The 20606-nt window shown below is 61.1% G+C and carries 18 protein-coding genes and 3 pseudogenes; 6 read left to right on the top strand and 15 right to left on the bottom strand.

From position 1 onward, the window contains the following. Positions 1 to 10 precede the first annotated feature (10 nt). On the top strand, positions 11 to 760 hold the full coding sequence (gene ubiG / locus JCM21793_RS12215; protein ID WP_025030549.1) for a bifunctional 2-polyprenyl-6-hydroxyphenol methylase/3-demethylubiquinol 3-O-methyltransferase UbiG: 750 nt from the start codon (positions 11 to 13) through the stop codon (positions 758 to 760). Between the two features lie 6 nt (positions 761 to 766). Here the strand turns inward: ubiG and JCM21793_RS12220 are convergent, their stop codons facing one another. From JCM21793_RS12220 to JCM21793_RS25625, 4 genes and pseudogenes are all read right to left on the bottom strand, one after another. Further along, entirely contained in the window at positions 767 to 1192 is a 426-nt protein-coding gene (locus JCM21793_RS12220; protein ID WP_007010838.1) for a DUF1178 family protein, read from the bottom strand. Next, positions 1189 to 2051: pseudogene (locus tag JCM21793_RS25620) on the bottom strand (carbon-nitrogen hydrolase family protein). The gene JCM21793_RS12220 and the pseudogene JCM21793_RS25620 overlap by 4 nt, the downstream one beginning before the upstream one ends. Next, positions 2048 to 2314: a glutaredoxin 3 gene (grxC, locus tag JCM21793_RS12230; protein WP_025030550.1), complete on the bottom strand. Its 267-nt coding sequence runs from the start codon at positions 2312 to 2314 to the stop codon at positions 2048 to 2050. Before grxC ends, JCM21793_RS25620 begins: the two are co-directional and overlap by 4 nt. A 27-nt stretch (positions 2315 to 2341) precedes the next feature. Further along, positions 2342 to 3084: pseudogene (locus tag JCM21793_RS25625) on the bottom strand (ComF family protein). A gap of 125 nt (positions 3085 to 3209) precedes the next feature. Between JCM21793_RS25625 and JCM21793_RS12240 the strand changes: the two are divergent. Beyond that, positions 3210 to 4079 carry a methyltransferase domain-containing protein gene (locus JCM21793_RS12240; protein ID WP_025030551.1) on the top strand — a complete coding sequence of 290 codons (870 nt, stop codon included), beginning with the start codon at positions 3210 to 3212 and terminating at the stop codon, positions 4077 to 4079. A gap of 20 nt (positions 4080 to 4099) precedes the next feature. Here JCM21793_RS12240 and JCM21793_RS12245 read toward each other — a convergent pair whose 3' ends face one another. The 6 genes from JCM21793_RS12245 to JCM21793_RS12270 all read right to left on the bottom strand — a co-directional run bounded on the left by JCM21793_RS12245 (position 4100) and on the right by JCM21793_RS12270 (position 8319). Beyond that, the gene (locus JCM21793_RS12245) at positions 4100 to 4267 is read right to left on the bottom strand and encodes a Flp family type IVb pilin (protein ID WP_007010843.1); all 168 of its coding nucleotides are present in this window, start codon (positions 4265 to 4267) and stop codon (positions 4100 to 4102) included. A gap of 76 nt (positions 4268 to 4343) precedes the next feature. Continuing rightward, positions 4344 to 4664, bottom strand: coding sequence for a hypothetical protein (locus JCM21793_RS12250; protein ID WP_025030552.1), 321 nt, complete (start codon positions 4662 to 4664; stop codon positions 4344 to 4346). A gap of 103 nt (positions 4665 to 4767) precedes the next feature. Beyond that, entirely contained in the window at positions 4768 to 5181 is a 414-nt protein-coding gene (locus tag JCM21793_RS12255) for a (deoxy)nucleoside triphosphate pyrophosphohydrolase (RefSeq protein ID WP_025030553.1), read from the bottom strand. Next, positions 5178 to 5981, bottom strand: coding sequence for a GNAT family N-acetyltransferase (locus JCM21793_RS12260; RefSeq protein WP_081784697.1), 804 nt, complete (start codon positions 5979 to 5981; stop codon positions 5178 to 5180). Before JCM21793_RS12260 ends, JCM21793_RS12255 begins: the two co-directional genes overlap by 4 nt. A gap of 3 nt (positions 5982 to 5984) precedes the next feature. Then, positions 5985 to 7226, bottom strand: coding sequence for a bifunctional glutamate N-acetyltransferase/amino-acid acetyltransferase ArgJ (argJ, locus tag JCM21793_RS12265; protein ID WP_025030555.1), 1242 nt, complete (start codon positions 7224 to 7226; stop codon positions 5985 to 5987). Positions 7227 to 7407: 181 nt separating this feature from the next. After that, on the bottom strand, positions 7408 to 8319 hold the full coding sequence (locus tag JCM21793_RS12270) for a peptidylprolyl isomerase (protein WP_025030556.1): 912 nt from the start codon (positions 8317 to 8319) through the stop codon (positions 7408 to 7410). 244 nt (positions 8320 to 8563) lie between these two features. Between JCM21793_RS12270 and secA the strand changes: the two genes are divergently transcribed. The 4 genes and pseudogenes from secA (at position 8564) to JCM21793_RS12290 (ending at position 16593) form a co-directional block, all read left to right on the top strand. After that, positions 8564 to 11293 (top strand): preprotein translocase subunit SecA, encoded by a 2730-nt coding sequence (gene secA, locus JCM21793_RS12275; protein WP_025030557.1) that lies wholly within the window; start codon positions 8564 to 8566, stop codon positions 11291 to 11293. A 253-nt stretch (positions 11294 to 11546) separates the two neighbouring features. Then, complete coding sequence (locus tag JCM21793_RS12280) at positions 11547 to 12959, top strand: lipopolysaccharide biosynthesis protein (protein WP_025030558.1); 1413 nt, start codon at positions 11547 to 11549, stop codon at positions 12957 to 12959. Between the two features lie 38 nt (positions 12960 to 12997). Beyond that, positions 12998 to 14220, top strand: a pseudogene (locus JCM21793_RS25630) (GNAT family N-acetyltransferase). A gap of 87 nt (positions 14221 to 14307) precedes the next feature. Beyond that, a complete protein-coding gene (locus JCM21793_RS12290) occupies positions 14308 to 16593 on the top strand; it encodes an acyl-CoA dehydrogenase (RefSeq protein WP_025030559.1) in 2286 nt (761 codons plus the stop codon). Positions 16594 to 16611: 18 nt separating this feature from the next. Here the strand turns inward: JCM21793_RS12290 and JCM21793_RS12295 are convergent, their stop codons facing one another. The 5 genes from JCM21793_RS12295 to JCM21793_RS12315 form a co-directional block, all read right to left on the bottom strand. After that, entirely contained in the window at positions 16612 to 17493 is an 882-nt protein-coding gene (locus JCM21793_RS12295) for a 3-hydroxybutyryl-CoA dehydrogenase (RefSeq protein WP_025030560.1), read from the bottom strand. A gap of 202 nt (positions 17494 to 17695) precedes the next feature. Further along, complete coding sequence (locus JCM21793_RS12300; protein WP_025030561.1) at positions 17696 to 18625, bottom strand: electron transfer flavoprotein subunit alpha/FixB family protein; 930 nt, start codon at positions 18623 to 18625, stop codon at positions 17696 to 17698. A gap of 19 nt (positions 18626 to 18644) precedes the next feature. Then, positions 18645 to 19394, bottom strand: coding sequence for an electron transfer flavoprotein subunit beta/FixA family protein (locus tag JCM21793_RS12305; RefSeq protein WP_025030562.1), 750 nt, complete (start codon positions 19392 to 19394; stop codon positions 18645 to 18647). A 187-nt stretch (positions 19395 to 19581) separates the two neighbouring features. Then, the gene (locus JCM21793_RS12310) at positions 19582 to 20349 is read right to left on the bottom strand and encodes a rhomboid family intramembrane serine protease (RefSeq protein ID WP_025030563.1); all 768 of its coding nucleotides are present in this window, start codon (positions 20347 to 20349) and stop codon (positions 19582 to 19584) included. A gap of 40 nt (positions 20350 to 20389) precedes the next feature. After that, the coding region (locus tag JCM21793_RS12315; RefSeq protein ID WP_025030564.1) for an ATP:cob(I)alamin adenosyltransferase at positions 20390 to 20606 on the bottom strand (217 nt) is incomplete at its 5' end.

Here is a 20606-nt window from a genome sequence, read left to right on the forward strand (position 1 = left end):
GGGGTTTTCCATGTCCGAGGCACGGCAAACAACGATCGACACGCGTGAAATCGAGCATTTCTCCGCGCTGGCGACGGAATGGTGGAATCCGGCTGGCAAAATGGGTGTGCTGCACAAGTTCAATCCCGTGCGTCTGGCCTATATACGCGACCATGTGGCGGCCCATTTCGGCCGCGACCCGCATGCCGCCAAGCCCTTTGCAGGGTTGCGCATGCTCGATATCGGTTGTGGCGGCGGGCTTTTGTGCGAGCCCATGGCGCGTCTCGGCGCAGACGTGGTTGGCGCGGACGCGTCCGAAACCAACATTGAAGTGGCGAAAATTCATGCCGGGCAGAGCGGGCTCTCCATCGACTATCGCGCCACGACAGCGGAAGCCCTTGCCGATGCCGGTGAACGTTTCGACATCATCCTCAACATGGAAGTGGTGGAGCATGTTTCTGACGTGGACCTCTTTCTGTCCAAGTGCGGCGCCATGCTGAAGCCCGGTGGCCTTATGTTCGTCGCCACGATCAACCGCACGCTGAAAGCGTGGGGGCTGGCGATCATTGGCGCTGAATATGTGCTTGGTTGGCTGCCCCGCGGCACACACCAGTATGAAAAACTCGTGCGTCCGAGCGAACTGGAAAAAGGCCTTACCAGCGCCGGCATCGAGATCATCGACCGCAGTGGCGTGGTTTACAACCCCATCGGCGACCGCTGGCAGCGTTCGCGCGACATGGATGTCAACTACATGGTCGCGGCAACAAAGCCCGCCGCCTGAACCGCGTCAGTTCTGTTCTTCCGGGAAAAGTGGTAGCGGCATGAACTCCACGCCGTCTTCCACGAGCGACGCGGCTTCTTCGGAGGTTGCCTCGCCGTAAATGCCACGGGCCTCGGTCTCGCCGAAATGGATTTTGCGCGCTTCTTCGGCAAACCTGTCGCCGACATAGTCCGCGTTCTCCCGCACCTTGTTTGAAAGTTCCTTGAGCTGGGCCAGCGCCTTTTTTTGCTGCTCGCCCATGGCAAGGGCTATCTGTTCGCGCCGCTTTCCGGTGGAGACCGCTGGCGCCATCAGAGCCTTTTCCACATCGCCGGAGCCGCAATGCGGGCATGAAACGAGACCGCGCTCCTTCTGACCATCGAAATCCGCATTGTTGCGAAACCATGCCTCGAACGCGTGATTGTGCTCGCAGATCAGATTGAAACTGATCATGAGGCCTTCCTTTCGGCCGAAACGCCGCCTGAAACGCGCGCGACCGAGAAATCGCGCGCATTTTTCAGATTCGGAATCTTCGCGCGCGCGGCCGCCACCTGATCGAGATCGAGCTCGGCAATGGCAATGCCCGGTGCGTCTCCGTCCACTTCGGCCAGCACCCGGCCCCATGGATCGACGATCAGCGAATGGCCATAGGTCTCTCGCCCGTCCTCATGCAGACCGCCCTGTGCGGCACTGATCATGAATGCGCCATTCTCGATGGCGCGAGACCGCACCAGCACATGCCAGTGCGCTTCACCGGTCTGGCGCGTAAACGCCGCCGGCGCGGTCAACACCTGGGCTTCTGCCCTTGCGAGCGCGCGGAAAAGCTGCGGGAAACGCAGGTCGTAGCAGATGGCGAAGCCAAGCCGGCCAAAGGAAGATCGGCCACAACAGCCCGTTCGCCGGGCGCATATGTGGCTGATTCGCGCCAGCTCTCGCCATTGTCGAGATCCACATCGAACATGTGGAGCTTGTCATAGGTGATGACGAGCTGGCCGTCGGGCGCGAAAAGAAAGGCACGGTTCGCCACACGGCCATTATCCAGCGCAACAGCGGTTGAACCGAGATGCACAAAGATCGACAGTTCCCGCGCAAGCGCCTGCGCCCGGTCGACCACAAGTGCCCCACGCTCTCCGGCGATCCGCGAGGCCAGATCTTCGCGGCTCCGCACCAGAACACCGGTCATCTCCGGGCTCTGCACATACTGCGCGCCCTGGCCCGCCGCCTCACGCACCAGCGCCTCGAAAGCGTCGGCATTCGCCTCCGGCTCCGTGCCAGAGCGCATCTGAAGGGCGGCGGCGACCAGCTTGCTCATGCCCGGGCCTCCGTCAGCATCGCGTCGAGCTTTCCAGCACGCTCAAGCGCATGCAGCTCATCGCAGCCGCCCACATGGGTATCGCCGATGAAAATCTGCGGGAATGTAGAGCGGCCGTTTGCGCGCTGGATCATCTCCTGGCGCAGCTCATTGGAAAAGCTTGCGTCATGCTCCGTATAGGAGACGCCCTTGCTGTCGAGCAGGCGCTTGGCGGCACTGCAGAAACCACACATCATTCGCGTATAGATCGTCACATCGGCCATAGTCGGCTCCATACTCTTCTTGCAGGCTTATATAGGGCCTTGATCGTCTACCCGGAAGTCCCCTGGCAGAACGCGCGCAAAGGTCAGGACATCGACATGGTGCGCCCCGGCCCGTTTCAGAACACACGCGGCCGCAACAACCGTGGCGCCTGTGGTGTAGACATCGTCCACCAGAATGATGCCGCGCGATTTGATCTGCGGCAGCGACGCATCAGGCACACGAAAAGCCCCCCGCACATTGGCTTCGCGCTCGCGGTACCCAGTCCGACCTGCTGGCGCGTGCTCCGGACGCGGACAAGCGCCTCGGGCGCATAATCGAGCCTGCCTTCACGCGCAACGGCGCGCGCCAGTTCCGCCGACTGATTGAAGCGCCGCGCCAGAAAGCGGGCGCGATGCAGCGGCACGGGGATGACCAGATCGCCGTCGGGCAGTAGTTCGCCTCCTGCGCGCAGCATCCACCGGGCCATCCAGGGGGCAAGGTCCGTGCGATCACGGAATTTCAGCCCCTGCGCCAGTTTGCGCGCGACGCCCTGATAGACGACCGCCGAGCGCGCCCGCGCGAACGGCGGCGGATTCGCAATCGCTTCGGCAGAAAGCATGTTTTCGCCGTGATCGACTGAAAACGGCGTGCCCATCACGGGACACCATGGCCGCTCCAGAAACCGCAGTCGCCCCCAGCAGGATGGACAAAGCGACCCCGGTTCAGTCACGAGATTCGAGCAGCCGAGACACACCGGTGGGAATAGCACACGCTGCAGCCAACCCGTCATCACGCCTGGAAATCGCGAGACTCCAGTCACAAGCTTCCCCCAAGCCGCCATTTCCCCAAAAGGCATTGCTCTTTGCCAGCATACCGATTTTATGCGATGGCGCATCCTCAAACAGAGGATCCTGCATGGAACAGCTCTTCGACAGCGAACTCGCCCTTCTGCGCAAGAAGCGGGCCCTGATGCAGGGCGATCCGGGCGCCCGCTTCCTGATGCAACGGGCCGCGGACGATCTCGAAGACAGGCTGGCGACCGTCGAACGGCGGTTCGAGCGTGCCGCCGCTGCGTTCTGCCTGACAGACGACGCTGCGCGCGCCATCCGCACGAGCGGCAAGACAGACGACATCACCCGCATTGAGGCAGATCCGGCTTTTCTCGAGAAGAACGGCATGGTCGCAGATGCCGAAACGCTGCCGGTCGAACCCGGCAGTTTCGACCTCATTGTCTCGCTCCTCAGCCTGCACGAAGTGAACGACGTTCCGGGAATGCTCTCGCAGATTCGACGCGCGTTGAAGCCGGATGGACTGTTCCTGGGAGCCATGGCCGGCGCGGGCACGCTCCAGGAGTTGCGGGAAGCCCTTCTGGCGGCCGAGACGGAGCTCTCCCAGGGGGCCGCGCCGCGTGTCAGTCCCTTTGCCGATGTCCGTGACGTGGGCGGCCTTCTCCAGCGTGCAGGTTTTGCTCTGCCTGTGGCCGACCTCGAAACCGTCACCGTCCGCTATGCGACCATGTTCGACCTGATGCGCGATCTGCGTTCCATAGGCGCGACCAGCACCCTTGCGGCCCGCTCGCGCAGACCCGCAACCCGCGCGCTGTTCGTGCGTGCCGCGCAGATCTATGCGGAACGGTTTTCCGACCCCGACGGCCGGATCAGGGCAACTTTCAACATTGTGTGGATGTCGGGCTGGGCACCGCACGAATCGCAACAGAAGCCGCTGGCTCCCGGCAGTGCCAAAATGTCTCTGAAAGAGGCGCTGGAAAAGCGCCCCAGAAAGTAAGTGCAGCGCTTATGGAGGTCTCAGGGATTGGTAGTGCCTACTTGGTCGGCGACGTTATTATAAGACGCCCTGAGCTCATTTCCGGTCTGTCGGGCACCGACGATAATGGCCAGCGAAATCAGCCCGGCGATCAAAGCGTACTCGATCGCGGTCGCGCCTGACGTGTCCTTGAGAAAGTGCCTTCCCATCCGCGGGACTCCCCTGATTGAAGTGCGACCGTAGGGTGAAAGCCTTAAGAAACCCTGAGAGCCACCGGGAGGTTTGTCAGCAATCTCCGCTGTGACGGCCGCTCTGGTGGATGACACATACGGAGTTCCGCGAGGGCTGAAGCACGCTGCGCCGGATCGTATAGTTTCGGCTGTCGCGTTTGGTGGAAGCGGTCGTTATGGGATCTATGCCAAACGGCGCGCCAATCTGCGCAACATTTGAGCGTGTGCGCTTTTCGGCAATCGGTGTCAGGACGAGTGCCAGCGCAACACCTGCCGTGCCAAACAGCAATGCAACCCGAAGCGCCCCCATGCCCATATGACCAGCGCGCACGGTCCACTCCGCGCGCTCCACATCGCCTGTCTCGCCGAACGTCATCACAGCCCCTCACCAGAAGGTTAAACCCAGCCGCGAATGCGGCGCGTCCCCACAATCAAATTGTCATTGTTGCGTAAACGAAGGATTAACCCTGGCAGGCGACTCAAAGCAGATCGATCAGGAAGGGTATGAGCGGCGCATCCGCCGGCGGCATGGGATAATCGCGCATGTCACGCGGCCTCACCCATTTCAGTCCCTGCCCCTCCTGGGCCCGTGGCGTGCCCCAGAAGCGGCGGCAGACATAGAGCGGCATCAGGAGGTGAAAATCTTCGTAGGTGTGGCTGGCAAAAGTAAGCGGTGCGAGACAGGCCGTTTTCGTCTCGATCGCCAGTTCTTCGTGAAGTTCACGAACAAGCGTGTTCTCAGGCGTTTCACCGGCCTCCACCTTGCCGCCGGGAAATTCCCACAGCCCGGCCAGGGCCTTGCCCTCCGGCCGTTTGGCGAGGAGCACCCGTCCGTCCGCGTCGACCAGCGCGCAGGCCACCACGAGGAGGATCCGTTTGGATTGATCGTTCATACGGCGCGCTCCGTCTCGCCCGCCGGCCCTGGCTGACGATAATGATATGTATAGATTTCGCGGAACCCGAGCGCCCGATATAGGCGCAGTGCCACCGCATTGTCGGCCTCTACCTGCAGCCAGGCCCGTTCCGCACCATGCGACCGCGCCCATTTCAGTGCTGAAAGCAGGACACGGCGCCCATAGCCTTTCCCGCGCCAGGAAGGCCTTGTCGCGATCTCGAACAGGCCTGCCAGATCGCTGTCATGCACGCAGATGGCCGTCGCAACCGGTTCTTCGCCCTCTTCCAGAACGAAAAGCCCAGTTTCGGGCCGGATCGCACCAATGACCCGGGAAAGCCCGGCACGATGAAGCTCCTCGTACCCATGAACCTTCAGCGTGGCATTGACGAAACGCCGCCGGTCCTTGAGCGGGATCTGATCCATCGCCTCAGCAAGATCCGCCTCGCGCAGATCGAGCGCCATCACCAGCGAATGCCCAAGCGTCGCCCAGCCCCGCTGATCGAGATAGCTGGAGATTTCCGGTGCTGCAAGCGGGGAAAGCCTAAAGGTTACCGGCCGCCCATAAGCGCTGAACTGCTCTGCCGCCCGTTCGATCCGCGTCTCGAGATTGCGGTAGTCTCCGGGATCGAGCGGGTTGATGGAATTCAGCCGCTTGGCCGGATGGCCCGCCGTCAATCGTAGAACCCAGGTGCCGTCATAGGCAACGGTCTCTGCCGGCCACGCTCGCAACCCCGCCGCTTCAAAGCGGCGGATGATCGCGAAGTCTTTTTTTGCGTCCTGCCTCACCTGGCCTGGCACACCCTAGCTCCGGTAGTCGCCATTAATGGCGACATATTCCTTGGTCAGGTCGCAGGTCCACACAGTGGCCTTGCCACGCCCGATACCAAGATCCACGCGCAACGCGATCTCATCCTTTTTCATATAGGCGGATGTCGCCTCTTCGGAATAGCCAGGGTCGCGCTCGCCCTCATGGGCAACGCGAATGTCGCCGAACCAGATCGACAGAAGGTCGCGTTCTGCCGGCTCACCCGCCTTCCCCACTGCCATCACGACCCGCCCCCAATTGGCGTCCTCGCCGGCAACGGCCGTTTTGACGAGCGGTGAGTTGGCAATGGAGAGTGCAATCTTCTTTGCCGAGCGGGACGACTTCGCCCCGGTCACGGTGATCTCAAGCTGCTTGCGTGCACCCTCGCCGTCACGCACCACCTGCAGGGCGAGGTTCTTCAGGATGCGGTTCAATGCCCGACGGAACCCGGCGAGTCTGGGGTCTCTGCCATCGGTGATCACCGGCGCACCCCGCCTGGCCGCAGCGCCCGTTGCAAACATCATCAGCGTGTCACTGGTGGATGTATCGCTGTCCACCGTAACGGCATTGAAGGTCTTGCCTGTCCCTTTGGAGAGGAGTTCCTGAAGAACGGGTGCCGCAATCGGCGCATCGGTTGCCAGGAAAGACAGCATCGTCGCCATGTCCGGCGCAATCATGCCGGCGCCCTTGGCAATACCGTTAATGACCACATCCACGTCGCCGACGCTGGCGGTTGCCGTTGCCACTTTCGGATAAGTGTCTGTGGTCATGATGGCCCGGGCCGCCTCCAGCCAGCCCTCGGGCTTCGCATCACGCGCCATGCCCTCCAGAAAACCGGTGATGCGTTCAGCGGGAAGCGGCTCTCCGATCACCCCGGTGGATGCCATGAAAACCGCATCCCTGCCCGCGCCAACCGCCCCGGCTGCGGCCTCGCCGACGGCAGCCGTTGTCGCGCGGCCTTTTTTGCCGGTAAAGGCATTGGCGTTCCCGGAATTCACGACGAGAATGCGCGCGGCCCCACCGGCCAGGTTCTCACGGCAGAGCTCAACGGGGGCCGAAGGACATTTGGAGCGGGTGAAAACGCCGGCAACGGTCGTGCCTTCATCGAACACCATCGCAAGAAGATCGGTTCGCCCCCTGTATTTCACGCCTGCCTCAGCCGTTGCGATGCGCACACCGTCCACAATCGGCATGGAGGGATATTTTTTCGGAGCAAGGGGAGAGATTGCAGCGGACATTGGCCAGACTTACCGAGGTTGCGACTTTTTGGTGTCTGTCGGTCTGCCCGAGTTTTTTTTCGGACGCAAGCCGAAACCCGCGTCTCACGACCGCGGAACCCGGCTGCCGGCGATCATCTGATAAAACAGAAAGCGGCGGGCGTCAGACGCCCGCCGCTTTCAATTCAGGCTATCGGAAGTCTTATTCGGATTTGGCTGGCTCTTCGGCCTCACCAGTCTCCGAAGCCGCGCCTTCGCGCTGCTTCTCAATGCCATCGATGAACTCCTTGAGCGCCGGATCCTTTACATCGACCTCGGCAGCGTCGCGGAGGGCAGAGACTTCCTCGACATATTTCTCGCGCACCAGCATGGAACGCACGCGGTCCTTCACGGCGTCAAATGCAGGCGGCTGCTTGGCCCGCTTGTCTTCGACCTTGATCACATGGAAGCCAAACTGCGTCTCGGTCGGCTCCTTGGAATATTCGCCTGGATTGAGCGCGAAAGCGGCCTTCTCGAATTCCGGCACCATCTGGCCTGATGTGAAATAGCCAAGGTCGCCGCCATTGGCGGCAGCACCATCGGTGGATTTCTCCTTGGCGATTTCCTCGAAACTGCCGCCCTCTTCGAGCTGCTTGATGATCGCTTCGGCTTCTTCCTTGGTCTTCACCAGAATGTGGCGTGCCCGCACCTCGTTAACGGCAGGGGCATCAGCAATCTGCTTGTCATAGCTGGCGCGCACCTCATCCTCGGAGACCGCACCGTCCACCACCTTTTCGATAAACGCCGCGTGGAGCGCCTGCTGACGCAGGAAGGCAAGACGCTTGGCAAAATCTTCACCGTCCGCGAGGCCCTTTTCTTCAGCCTGCGAGGCCAGAAGCCGAATTTCGATCAATGCCGAGAGCAGTGCGGCGCGGCGCTGCGGTTCCGGCAGATTGCCGAACTGCGCACCATACTCCTCGCCAGCGACGGCCAAATCGCCCTCCGTGATCTCCATACCGTTGACGGTGGCGAGGACATCGGCATCGGCAGCGTGGGCGGGCATGAAGCCCACAGCGGCCAGCGTCAGACCGGCCCCAACCTGAACGGCCAGGAAACGGCGAAACGATTTCAGCATGAAACTCTCCGTTCGTGATTCAGAATTTGCCCAAACCGCCTATGAATATGGCGGAATTTTGCGCAAGAGCGCATGTTTAACGCGGCGTTGACATCACTCTTGGCCCCTCTTATCTGTCCTGATGTCCTGCGTCCAGAACCGTTTTCCGGGCGTTGATTGTTATATAATTGCTCTCGCTCGGCACGAGCGGGGTTTGAACCCCGCTCCATACGTGCCGTCTGTCAGGAAGTGAAAGGACCACTGGATGGTCAGTCTCGGCGGTCTCGCCCGCAAGGTTTTCGGCTCCTCAAACGATCGCCGCGTCAAGGGTTTTCGCCCGCGCGTCGCCGCGATCAACGCGCTCGAAGACGAAATGAAGGCGCTGTCCGACGAGGCATTGCGCGGAAAAACCGAAGAGTTCCGCAAGGAACTTGCCGCAGGAAAATCGCTCGACGACATTCTTGTTCCTGCCTTTGCGGTGGCGCGAGAGGCTTCGCAGCGTGCTTTGGGCATGCGCCCCTTCGACGTACAGCTCATCGGCGGCATGGTGCTCCATGATGGCTGCATCGCCGAGATGAAAACCGGTGAAGGCAAGACGCTGGTTGCCACCCTTCCCGTCTATCTCAACGCATTGTCCGGCAAGGGCGTGCATGTGGTGACGGTGAACGATTACCTGGCCAAGCGCGACTCCGAGTGGATGGCGCGGCTCTATGGCTTCCTCGGCCTGTCGACGGGCGTCATCGTGCACGGCATGTCGGATGAGGAACGCCGTGCGGCTTATGCCTGCGACGTCACTTACGGCACCAACAACGAGCTTGGCTTCGATTATCTGCGCGACAACATGAAGTATGAGCGCGACCAGATGGTGCAGCGCGGACATTCCTTCGCCATCGTCGATGAGGTGGACTCGATCCTTATCGACGAGGCGCGCACGCCGCTCATCATTTCCGGTCCGCTGGACGACCGCTCCGAACTTTACAACAAGATCGACACCTTCATTCCGCATCTCGTAGAAGACGATTACGAAGTCGACGAGAAGCAGCGCACCGCGACCTTCACGGAAGAAGGCACGGAAAAGATGGAGAACATGCTGCGCGAAGCCGGCCTGTTCAAAGGTGATTCGCTCTACGACATCGAGAATGTCGCCATCGTCCACCACCTCAACAATGCGCTCAAGGCCCACAAGCTGTTCCAGCGCGACAAGGATTACATCGTCCGCAATGGCGAGATCGTCATCATTGACGAGTTCACCGGCCGCATGATGCCCGGCCGCCGCTTCTCCGAAGGCCTCCACCAGTCGCTCGAAGCCAAGGAAAATGTGGCGATCCAGCCGGAAAACCAGACGCTCGCCTCGATCACCTTCCAGAACTATTTCCGCATGTACGACAAGCTGGCCGGCATGACCGGCACGGCATCGACGGAAGCGGAGGAGTTCGGCAATATTTACGGCCTCGAAGTCATCGAGATCCCCACAAACCTGCCGATCCAGCGCCTTGACGAAGACGACGAGGTCTACCGGACCGTCGAAGAGAAGTTCAAGGCCATCGTCCGGGAGATCAAGGAAGCCAGCGCCAAGGGGCAGCCGATTCTCGTCGGCACGACCTCGATCGAGAAATCCGAGTTCCTCGCCGAACGCCTGCGCCAGGAAGGCGTCAAGGATTTCGAGGTGCTGAATGCCCGCCATCACGAGCGCGAGGCCTTCATTGTTGCGCAGGCAGGCAAGCCCGGTGCGATCACCATTGCCACCAACATGGCCGGCCGCGGCACCGACATCCAGCTCGGCGGCAACCCGGACATGCGGATTGCCGAAGAACTGGGCGACATGGAAGCCGGCCCGGAGCGTGACGCGAAAGAGCAGGCCATCCGCGAGGATGTGAAAAAACTGAAAGAGCAGGCGCTCGCCGCAGGCGGTCTCTATGTTCTGGCGACGGAACGCCATGAAAGCCGCCGCATCGACAATCAGTTGCGCGGACGTTCAGGCCGTCAGGGCGATCCCGGCCGTTCGAAGTTCTTCCTGTCGCTTCAGGACGATCTGATGCGCATCTTCGGCTCCGACCGGATGGACGGGATGCTGCAGAAACTCGGTCTCAAGGAAGACGAAGCCATCGTCCATCCCTGGATCAACAAGGCGCTTGAAAAGGCGCAGAAGAAGGTCGAGGCGCGCAACTTCGACATCCGCAAGAACCTGCTCAAGTTCGACGACGTGATGAACGACCAGCGCAAGGTCGTCTTCGAGCAGCGCATCGGACTCATGGACGGCGAGAACCTTTCCGAAACGGTCGCCGAAATGCGCCAGGATACGGTCGACGATCTGGTGGCCCGGCATATCCCCGAGAAGGCCTATGCCGAGCAATGGGAGACCAAAGAGCTCCGTGAGGCCGTGCAGGCCTCGCTCAACCTGGATCTGCCCATCGAGGAATGGGCGCAGGAAGAGGGCATTGCCGAGGACGACATCCGCGAGCGTATCACCGAGGCGACAGAGGCTGCCGCGAAAGATCGCGCAGAGCGCTTCGGGCCCGACATCATGACTTATGTCGAGAAGTCCATCCTCCTGCAGACCCTCGACCATCTGTGGCGCGAGCATCTGGTCAATCTCGATCATCTGCGCTCGGTTGTCGGCTTCCGCGGCTACGCCCAGCGTGATCCTCTCAACGAATACAAGACCGAAGCCTTCGAGCTGTTTCAGGCCATGTTGAGCAATCTGCGTCAGGTGGTCACTTCGCAGCTCATGCGTGTCGAACTGGTCCGCGAGGCCGCCGATGCCCCGCCGCCTGAAGCACCCGACATGCAGGCTCATCATATAGATGGTTCCACAGGCGAGGATGAATTTGCCGGTGGCGACACGATGACCCTTGCACCCAGCGAAAGCAGTGTCGTACCTGCGGAGGAACGCGACCCGAACGATCCCACGACCTGGGGCAAGGTCGGCCGCAATGAGGCATGCCCCTGCGGTTCCGGCAAGAAATACAAGCACTGCCACGGCGCTTTCGCCTGAGGCAACTGCACAGGAAATGTAGTCAAAAGCCGGGTTACGCCCGGCTTTTTTTGTCTGTGCACTCGAAAGCCGGCTACAGCGCCGCGCGTCTTATAAGACGCGCAAAGGACGCTGTAACACTTTTAAATGATGCATGTTCGTTGTCTTTCAAATGAATTCATTTGAAAGCGACATGCATTAGGAGTGGGCCTTTCTTTATTCTTAAACAGTTTGCGTTAAAGCGGGCAGCAGCTGTCTTGAGAGGAGTGGGGTGGTGCGTTTTTCAGCCACGGCAACCGGTGATCGCTTGCTGCCGACGCAGCTTGCCGAGCGCGCGCGCCCATGGCTTTCAAAAGTCGACAGCCTGTTCAGCGCCCGCGATGCACGCGGAGAGGCGGGCCGCAACGCGCTCATCGCCTTTGCCATCCGCATCATCAACGCCGTGATCGCCTTCTTCAGCCAGGTGTTTCTGGCGCGCTGGATGGGCGGTTTCGAATACGGCATCTATGTGCTCGTCTGGGTGACAATGATCATCCTCGGCAATATTTCCTGCCTCGGCTTTCACACGGCAATCATCCGCTTCATCCCCGAATACCGGACAAAAGGCGCCACTGCGGAACTGCGCGGCGTGAATATTGCCGGCAGGCTTTTCGTGCTCGGCACGTCGACGCTTTTCATGCTTTCTGGTCTTGTGGGGCTTCGTTTCCTCGAGCCTGTTATCGAATCCTACTACATCGTACCCTTCTATCTCGGCCTGATCTGCCTGCCGATGCTGGCGCTCAGCGACCTGCTGCAGGGTGTTTCACGCGCCAATGCATGGGTTATCTGGGCGCTGCTGCCGGCCTATTTCATACGCCCCGTGCTCATTCTGCTATTCATGGCGATAGCCGTTCTGACGGGCTACGCGCCCGACGCGAAAACCGCCATCGTCACGGCCATCATTGCAACTTACGTCACGACGCTCATACAGTTCGTAAGCATCACCACCCGCGTCGACAGAAACCTGCCCGCCGTCAAACCCCGCTTTGCGATGAAGCACTGGGTGAGTGTGTCACTGCCGATTTTCCTCGTCGAAAGCTTCTATTTCCTGCTCACCAATGCGGACGTCCTCATGGTCGGGCGCTATATGGCTCCAACCGACGTGGCCGTCTATTTTGCCACCGTGAAGACGCTGGCACTGGTGCATTTCGTCTATTTCGCGGTGAAGGCGAGCGTTGCGCAGCGCTATTCGGCCTATATGCATGGCGGAGATCGCAGCGGGCTTGCGGCCTTCGCTGCGGAAACCGTCAGCTGGACATTCTGGCCATCGCTCGCCATGGGTGTCGTCGTGCTCGTTATCGGCAAACCGATGCTAATGCTTTTCGGCAGCGGTTTTACAGCCGGCTATCCTCTCCTCTTCCTGCTCGTTTCCTGTGTCGTCGCCCGCGCCGCTGTCGGGCCCGCAGAAAGCCTGCTCACCATGAGCGGCCACCAGAAGATCTGCGCCGCCATCTATGCCGTCACACTTGGTATCAATATCGGGCTCAACATGATCCTGATACCGCTCTACGGCCTGTGGGGCGCAGCGATCGCCACGGGTATCGCCATTCTTTTCGAAGCAGCCACGCTTTCATTCACGGCCTGGCAGAAGCTTGGCATCCGCATGCTGGTCTTTCTTCCAGGCATTCGAAAGGAGTCCACCCCTTGAGTATCCCCCCTCTCCTTGAAGAGACAAGCGGCGGCGCGGTGGGCACTGGGAGCGATCAGTCTCGCGACGCGACGCTCGAACCCGATACGGATCGTCTTGCTTCTCTGAGCACAGAAGATCAAAAACGCAAGCTCGCCGTCTATCCGGCGTCAGCTGGCTTCGAACTCGTGGATGAGCTGGATTATCTGGCAGCGCGCTCGATCGAGACAAACATCTTCTTCAACCCCCGGTTCCTGCACCGGCCATGCCGCGGCTGGAAGACCGCGAAGTCCGGCTTGCCGTAATTCGTGACGGAACGGAGGACCGCAGCCGTCTGCGCCTTCTCGTGCCCTTCACCGTCGAGCGCCCGGTTCTGCCCTTCAGCGTCCCCGTTCTGCGCACCTGGGCCAATCCATTCGGCCCGCTCGGCACACCGCTCGTCGACTACGACGATCCGGCCGGCGTGATAGAAGACTTCTTCGCCATGCTGGCCCGCCCGCATCTTGATCTTCCCGGAGTTTTCGTCCTCCCGGATGTCGGCCTCGACGGGGCCTTTGCTGCGATCCTGCGCACGGTGGTGGACGCACGCAACCTGCCCCTCCAGATCACCAACCGGGTCGAGCGCCCGACCCTCGAAAGCGCATTGGACGGCGACACATATCTGCGCGATTCGCTGCGCGCGCATCACTATCGCGAGTTCCGGCGCCTCAAGCGGCGTCTCGGAGAACTGGGCAATCTCGAGTACAAAATCGCCCGCCACCCAGACGAAGTGCGGCATGGCATCGAGGCCTTTCTCACGCTCGAAGCGTCCGGCTGGAAGGGGCGCGAGCGCTCGGCCATGGCGATCGACCGCTATCGGGCTGCCTTTGCCCGCGAGGCGGTTCACCGGCTGTGTGAACGCGACATGTGCCGCATCCACATGCTGACGCTCGACGATACGGTCATCGCCTGCCTGATCGTCTTCATTGAGAACGGCACGGCCTACACGTGGAAAACGGCCTATGACGAAGCCTTCGCCACATATTCTCCAGGCACGCTCCTCATGATCGAGGTCACGAAAACCCATCTCGATGACCCGAACATTGTCATGACGGACTCCTGCGCCGTGCCCGATCACCCGGTGATGAGCCGTCTGTGGAGCGAACGCCGCCCATTGGGAACGATGGTGGTCGGGCTCACCCCGGATGCGGATCGCCATGTTCGCAAGGCAGCGGCCCAGCTAGGCCTCGCGCGCCGCGTGCGCAATCGTCTGCGCATTCTGCGAAACCGCCTGCGCGGCTGAACCGACAGACGGGAACCATCCCGCAGCGCCACCCGTTCGCCTCACAGGGGCAAGCCTGATATATTGCCACAACACTGGAGGCCGGCCATGCGTTTCAAGACCTTTCGCCGAGACCGCGTTTCGAAGCCCATCTACAACTGGGCCCGCAAGATCATGCCGCCGATTTCGGAGACGGAACGGGAGGCGATCGATGCAGGAACGGTATGGTGGGACGGCGAACTTTTCACCGGAAACCCCGACTGGGAGCAGTTTCTGGCCATGCCGCCGGCGCGCCTTTCCGAAGAGGAACAGGCCTTCATGGATGGTCCGGTGCGCCAGCTCTGCGCCATGGTCGAGGACTGGACGCTCAACTGGCGAGACCGCGACCTTTCACCCGCCGTATGGGATTTCATGCGCAAGAACAAATTCTTCGGCATGATCATCCCGAAAGAATTTGGCGGACTCGGCTTCTCCAACACCGCCCATTCGGAGGTGGTGCGCACGCTCTCCTCCGCCAGCATTGTCGCCGGCGTGACGGTCATGGTGCCCAACTCGCTTGGTCCGGGCGAACTGCTCATGCATTTCGGCACCGACGCGCAGCGCAAGCACTGGCTGCCGCGGCTGGCCGACGGGCGCGAAATCCCCTGCTTCGGCCTCACCTCCCCGCATGCCGGCTCCGATGCCGCAGCCATGACAGACACCGGCGTGGTGGAATACGGCACCTGGAAGGGCAAGAAGGTGCTTGGCCTTCGCCTCAACTTCCACAAGCGCTACATCACGCTCGGGCCCGTGGCCACCGTGATGGGTCTCGCCTTCAAGATGCAGGATCCGGAGAATCATCTGGGTCGCGGCGAGGATCTGGGCATCACCGTCGCGCTGCTGCCAACCAGCACAAAGGGCGTGCGTCACGGCGATCGGCATATTCCGCAGTTCACCTTCTTCCAGAACGGACCGCTCTATGGCGAGGATGTCTTCGTGCCGCTCGACCACATTCTCGGTGGCGAGAAGCAGATCGGTCAGGGCTGGACCATGCTGATGACGGCGCTCGCTGCCGGGCGCAGCATCTCGCTTCCCTCGCAGTCGGCCGCATCCGCCGCCATGTGCGCACGCGCCACCGGCGCCTATGCCCGGGTACGCACGCAGTTCAACGTGCCAATCGGCATGTTTGAGGGCATTCAGGAGCCGCTGGCCGAGCTGTGCGGCAATGCCTATCTCATCGACGCCGCACGGCGTACGACACTTGCGGCGCTGGACGAGGGACACAAGCCCTCGGTCATTTCGGCCATCATGAAGTATCACGCAACAGAGCGCATGCGCCGTTCCGTCGAGCATGCCATGGACATTCACGGCGGCAAGGCAATCATAGACGGACCGAGCAACTACATGGGAGCGGCCTATCGCGCGGTGCCGGTCGGCATCACCGTGGAGGGCGCCAACATCCTCACCCGAAATCTGATGATTTTCGGTCAGGGTGCAATTCGCTCCCACCCCTATATGCTGGAAGAACTTCTGGCGCTCTCACACGAGGACAGGGAGGAAGGACTCGATCTTTTCGACGAAACCTTCTGGAAGCATGTCGGCCATGCTTTCAAGACCGCCGGTCGTGCCTTCCTGCGCGGCTGGACGGGCGGTTTCCTCAGCCCTGCGCCAAAAGGTGCGGCAATGCCCCACCACTGGAAAACGCTCTCGCGCCATTCGGCCGCCTTCGCGCTGCTGTCGGACTTCGCGTTGCTGACACTTGGCGGGTCGCTCAAGCGCAGAGAGATGCTCTCGGCACGACTGGGCGATATCCTCGCTGAACTCTATCTTCTGGGGGCCGTTCTCAAACGCTATGAAAGCGAGGGGCGTTTCGCTGAAGACAAACCAATCGTCGATTACCTCATGCAGGCTGGTGAAGCGCGCATCGGCATTGCCTTCCGTGGTGTTCTCGACAACCTTCCTGCGCGGCCGGCTGCCTGGCTGGTGCGCCTGATCGCGTTTCCTGCGGGCGTTCCCAACCCGGCGCCTTCGGACAGGCTCATCACAAGGCTTGCCGAAATCCTGCTGAAACCATCGGAGCAACGGGACCGGCTGACGCCGGACCTCTATCTCGGACAGGGGCATGACGCACACCCGCTCAAGGACCTGGAACGCGCTTTCCAGCTTGTCGTCGACGCCGCCCCGATCGAAAAGAAGATGCGGACCAAGAACATCAACGACGCACAGGAGGCCCACGATATGGACCTCATCAGCGATGCCGAATTCACACAGTTGCGCGAAGCGCGGGAAGCCGTAGAAAAGGTTATCGCTGTCGACGCCTTCCCCATGGAGGAGATTTCGGCAACGGCCGCACAGCACAAAACAAAAAAGCCTGCCACGCGGCGCAAAACACCGCAGCGGCAGGCCGCTGAATAGAGCCGGAGCGAGCCGGCGTTAACGCGTCGGGACAGGCGTCTCGCCGCGATAATCGTAGAAGCCGCGCCCCGTCTTGCGACCAAGCCAGCCTGCCTCGACATATTTCACCAGCAGCGGGCAAGGACGGTACTTGGAGTCCGCCAATCCCTCATAGAGCACCTGCATGATAGACAGGCAGGTGTCGAGCCCGATGAAATCGGCAAGCTGCAGCGGACCCATCGGGTGGTTGGCGCCAAGTTTCATCGCCGTGTCGATGGCTTCCACGGTGCCGACGCCCTCGTAGAGCGTGTAGATCGCCTCGTTGATCATCGGTAAAAGGATGCGGTTTACGATGAAGGCGGGAAAGTCCTCGGCGACCGTGATCGTCTTTTCGAGGCTTTCAACAAAGCCCCTCGCCTTCTCGAACGTATCGTCCTCGGTGGCGATGCCGCGCACGAGTTCCACCAGCTTCATCACCGGAACCGGGTTCATGAAGTGAATGCCGATAAAGCGCTCGGCCCGGTCGGTCTGCGCGGCAAGGCGCGTGATGGAGATCGACGAGGTGTTGGTGGCGACGATGGCTTCCGGATTGAGCACCGGACAGAGCTGCGCAAAAATCTTGCGCTTGACCGTTTCATCCTCGGTAGCTGCCTCGATCACGAGGTCCATGTCGGCGAGCGCTTCCATGGTGGTGGCCGGTGCGATGCGCGCCAGTGCGCCCTGACGAACCTTATCCTCGAGTTTCCCTGACGAAACCTGGCGCGCCATGTTGCCGGAAATAGTCGCGATGCCCGCCTCGATCCGCTCGGCGGAAAGATCGTAGAGCTTTACGTTATAGCCTGCCAGTGCGGCGACATGGGCAATTCCACTGCCCATCTGACCCGCGCCGATCACACCCACTTTCCCAATCTTTCCAGTCATGTCGAAAACCCCGTGAGATGCGATGCGCATCTTTCGTCACTGTTGTTGCGCTGCAAACTAAATGGGAGGCGCAATGGCGTCTACCCCCGCGGTCAAAATCCTTCCCCGACATTCGTCCGGCACCGCCGCCTTTGAATGAGACCAAAAAAAGCCCCGCTCGAAAGCGGGGCTGTTGCCTGAGATTCCGGTGTTCTTGTTTGGCTTAAAGCGCCTTTTCGAGCTCCGGCAGCACGTCGAAAAGGTCTGCAACCAGGCCGTAATCGGCGACCTGGAAGATCGGGGCTTCTTCATCCTTGTTGATCGCAACGATCACTTTGGAGTCCTTCATTCCGGCCAGATGCTGGATCGCTCCGGAAATGCCGCAGGCGATGTAGAGATCGGGCGCGACCACCTTGCCTGTCTGGCCGACCTGCCAGTCATTGGGGGCATAGCCCGCGTCGACCGCCGCACGCGAAGCACCAACAGCGGCGCCCAGCTTGTCGGCAACAGGCAGGATGACCTCGTTGAATTTCTCTTCCGAGCCCAGCGCACGGCCGCCCGAAATGATGATCCTGGCCGAGGTCAGCTCCGGCCGGTCGCTCTCAGCGATGCGGTTTTCCACGAATGACGAGAGCCCGGCCTCGGCAGGAGCGTCGACGCTCTCCACCGCAGCCGAACCACCCTCGCCCGCCGCCTGGAAGGAGGCCGTGCGGACGGTCACAACGCGCTTGGCGTCGGTTGCTTCAACGGTCTGGATCGCATTGCCGGCATAGATGGGACGCTTGAAGGTCTTTGCATCGACCACTTCGATCACGTCGGACACCTGCATAACATCCAGAAGGGCCGCCACGCGCGGCATCACGTTCTTGCCGGTGGTCGTCGCAGGGGCTACGAATGTGTCGTACCCATCAGCCAGCGAAACCACGAGATCGGCAAGCGGTTCGGCAAGGCGTTCCGCAAGCGCATCGCTTTCCGCGACTAGCACCTTGCGCACGCCGGCGAGCTTCGCAGCGGCATCGGCGGCGGCTCTCGCCCCCTTGCCGGCGACCAGGATGTCCACATCGGAGCCGATCTGGCTCGCGGCGGCAAGCGCCTTGGCGGTCTGGTCGGAAAGGGTTTCGTTGTCGTGTTCGGCAACCAGAAGAATGGCCATCTTGTCTCTCCCTCTCCGCTTAAAGCACGCCGGCTTCGTTTTTGAGCTTGTCGACCAGTTCGGCCACCGAGCCCACCTTGATACCTCCCTTGCGGCCCGCCGGTTCCTCGGTCTTGAGCACCTTCAGCCGCGCCTTCACCTCGACGCCGTAATCGCCCGGCGCCTTGGTGTCGAGCGGCTTCTTCTTGGCCTTCATGATGTTCGGCAGAGAAGCGTAGCGCGGTTCGTTCAGGCGCAGGTCCGTCGTCACGATGGCCGGCAGCTTCAGTTCGACCACCTGCAGACCACCGTCGACCTCGCGGGTGACCCTGGCCTTGCCGTCGGCAAGCTCCACATCCGAAGCGAACGTACCCTGGCTCCAGCTGAGCAGGGCCGCGAGCATCTGGCCCGTCTGGTTGGAATCGTCATCGATGGCCTGCTTGCCGAGGATCACGATCTCCGGCTTCTCTTCATCGGCCACGCCCTTGAGGATCTTCGCAACGTCGAGCGGCTCGACCGCATCGTCGGTCTTGACGAGGATTGCACGGTCAGCGCCCATGGCGAGCGCGGTGCGCAGCGTTTCCTGCGCCTTGTCCGGGCCAATCGAAACGGCGACGATTTCTTCGACCTTGCCGGCTTCCTTCATGCGGATCGCTTCTTCGACCGCAATTTCACAAAACGGGTTCATCGCCATCTTGACGTTCGTCAGCTCGACACCAGAGCCATCCGCCTTCACGCGGGGCTTCACATTGGCGTCGATGACCCGCTTGACCGGAACAAGGACTTTCATGCGCAATCACCTTCCATGGTGGACTTCGGTTCTGATGCTGGATACCAGCAGATGGACCCGCCGGATGGCTGAATGCCGACATGTGCAGGGAAATTCAGAACACTCCTCCTCCCCCTCATGCGGCGTGCTGCCGGAGTTGGCGGGACCGTAGAGAGGCCTGACGTTCACGTCAATATGCAGAAATGTCCTATTGTCGCCCCCAGCGCGGTTGTTCGGTTTCAAGCGGGCGAGCGGCATCTGGTTTTTCAAGCTCCACCGCACGCGGTTTTTCCAGCCGCCGGTCGAAAAGGGGGACATCGCCGCGCTTCAGGATGAACACCAGAACAGCCCCAGCCAGAATACCGCCCGCATGAGCGGCCCAGGAAACCTGGTTCTCCGTATCGATCACCAGCATCAGAAACTGAAATCCGATCCAGAGCGCGAGAAGAATGAAGGCGGGGATGCGAATGGGAATGCGCGCAAATGCCAGCACCCAGACTTTCACTCTTGGATGCAGGATCAGATAGGCAGCGACGATGCCCGCGATGGAACCGGACGCGCCAATGAGCGGAGCATTGGAATCCGGCGCAATAAAACCATGCACATAGGCGCCAGCAACAGCGCAGGCGAGATAGAAGATCAGGTATCGAAAATGCCCCAGCGCGTCTTCCACATTGTCGCCGAACACCCACAGAAACAGCATATTGCCACCCAGATGCATCAGGTCGCCATGCAGGAACGAATAGGTGATGTAGGTCAGCGGCTCCGGAACCAGGTCGAGCTCCGGCGGCAGCACCGCCAGATCGTTGGAGACGGAGGGGATATAGCCAAGACCGAGCGCGGCGGCAAACGCAAAATCCGTGCCGCCCACCGCTGTCACCAGATAGGCAATCACGTTGACCGCAATGATTGCCAGCGTGACATATTGCCGTTTTATGTGCCGCAGGCTGTTGGCATCGTGCAGCGGTATGAACATCGGAGCCCTCTTTGCGGGCCCCGATCCCGGCCCGAATATCTCAGCGGTTCTGCCCGGGCACCCATAGCACGTCGAGCGCGCCATTGTCATTCACGGCGCGTGAGGCAACGAACAGGAAGTCGGAGACGCGATTGATATAACGCATCGCAGCATCGCTGACGATTTCGCCTTCGACGTTCCGCAGTTCCACCATCAGGCGCTCGGCCCGCCGTGAAACGGTGCGCGCGAGATGCAGCGCAGCCGCGGCCGGTTTGCCG

The organism is Nitratireductor aquibiodomus NL21 = JCM 21793 (genome assembly GCF_000615975.1).
GTDB classification, from domain to species: Bacteria; Pseudomonadota; Alphaproteobacteria; order Rhizobiales; family Rhizobiaceae; genus Nitratireductor; species Nitratireductor aquibiodomus.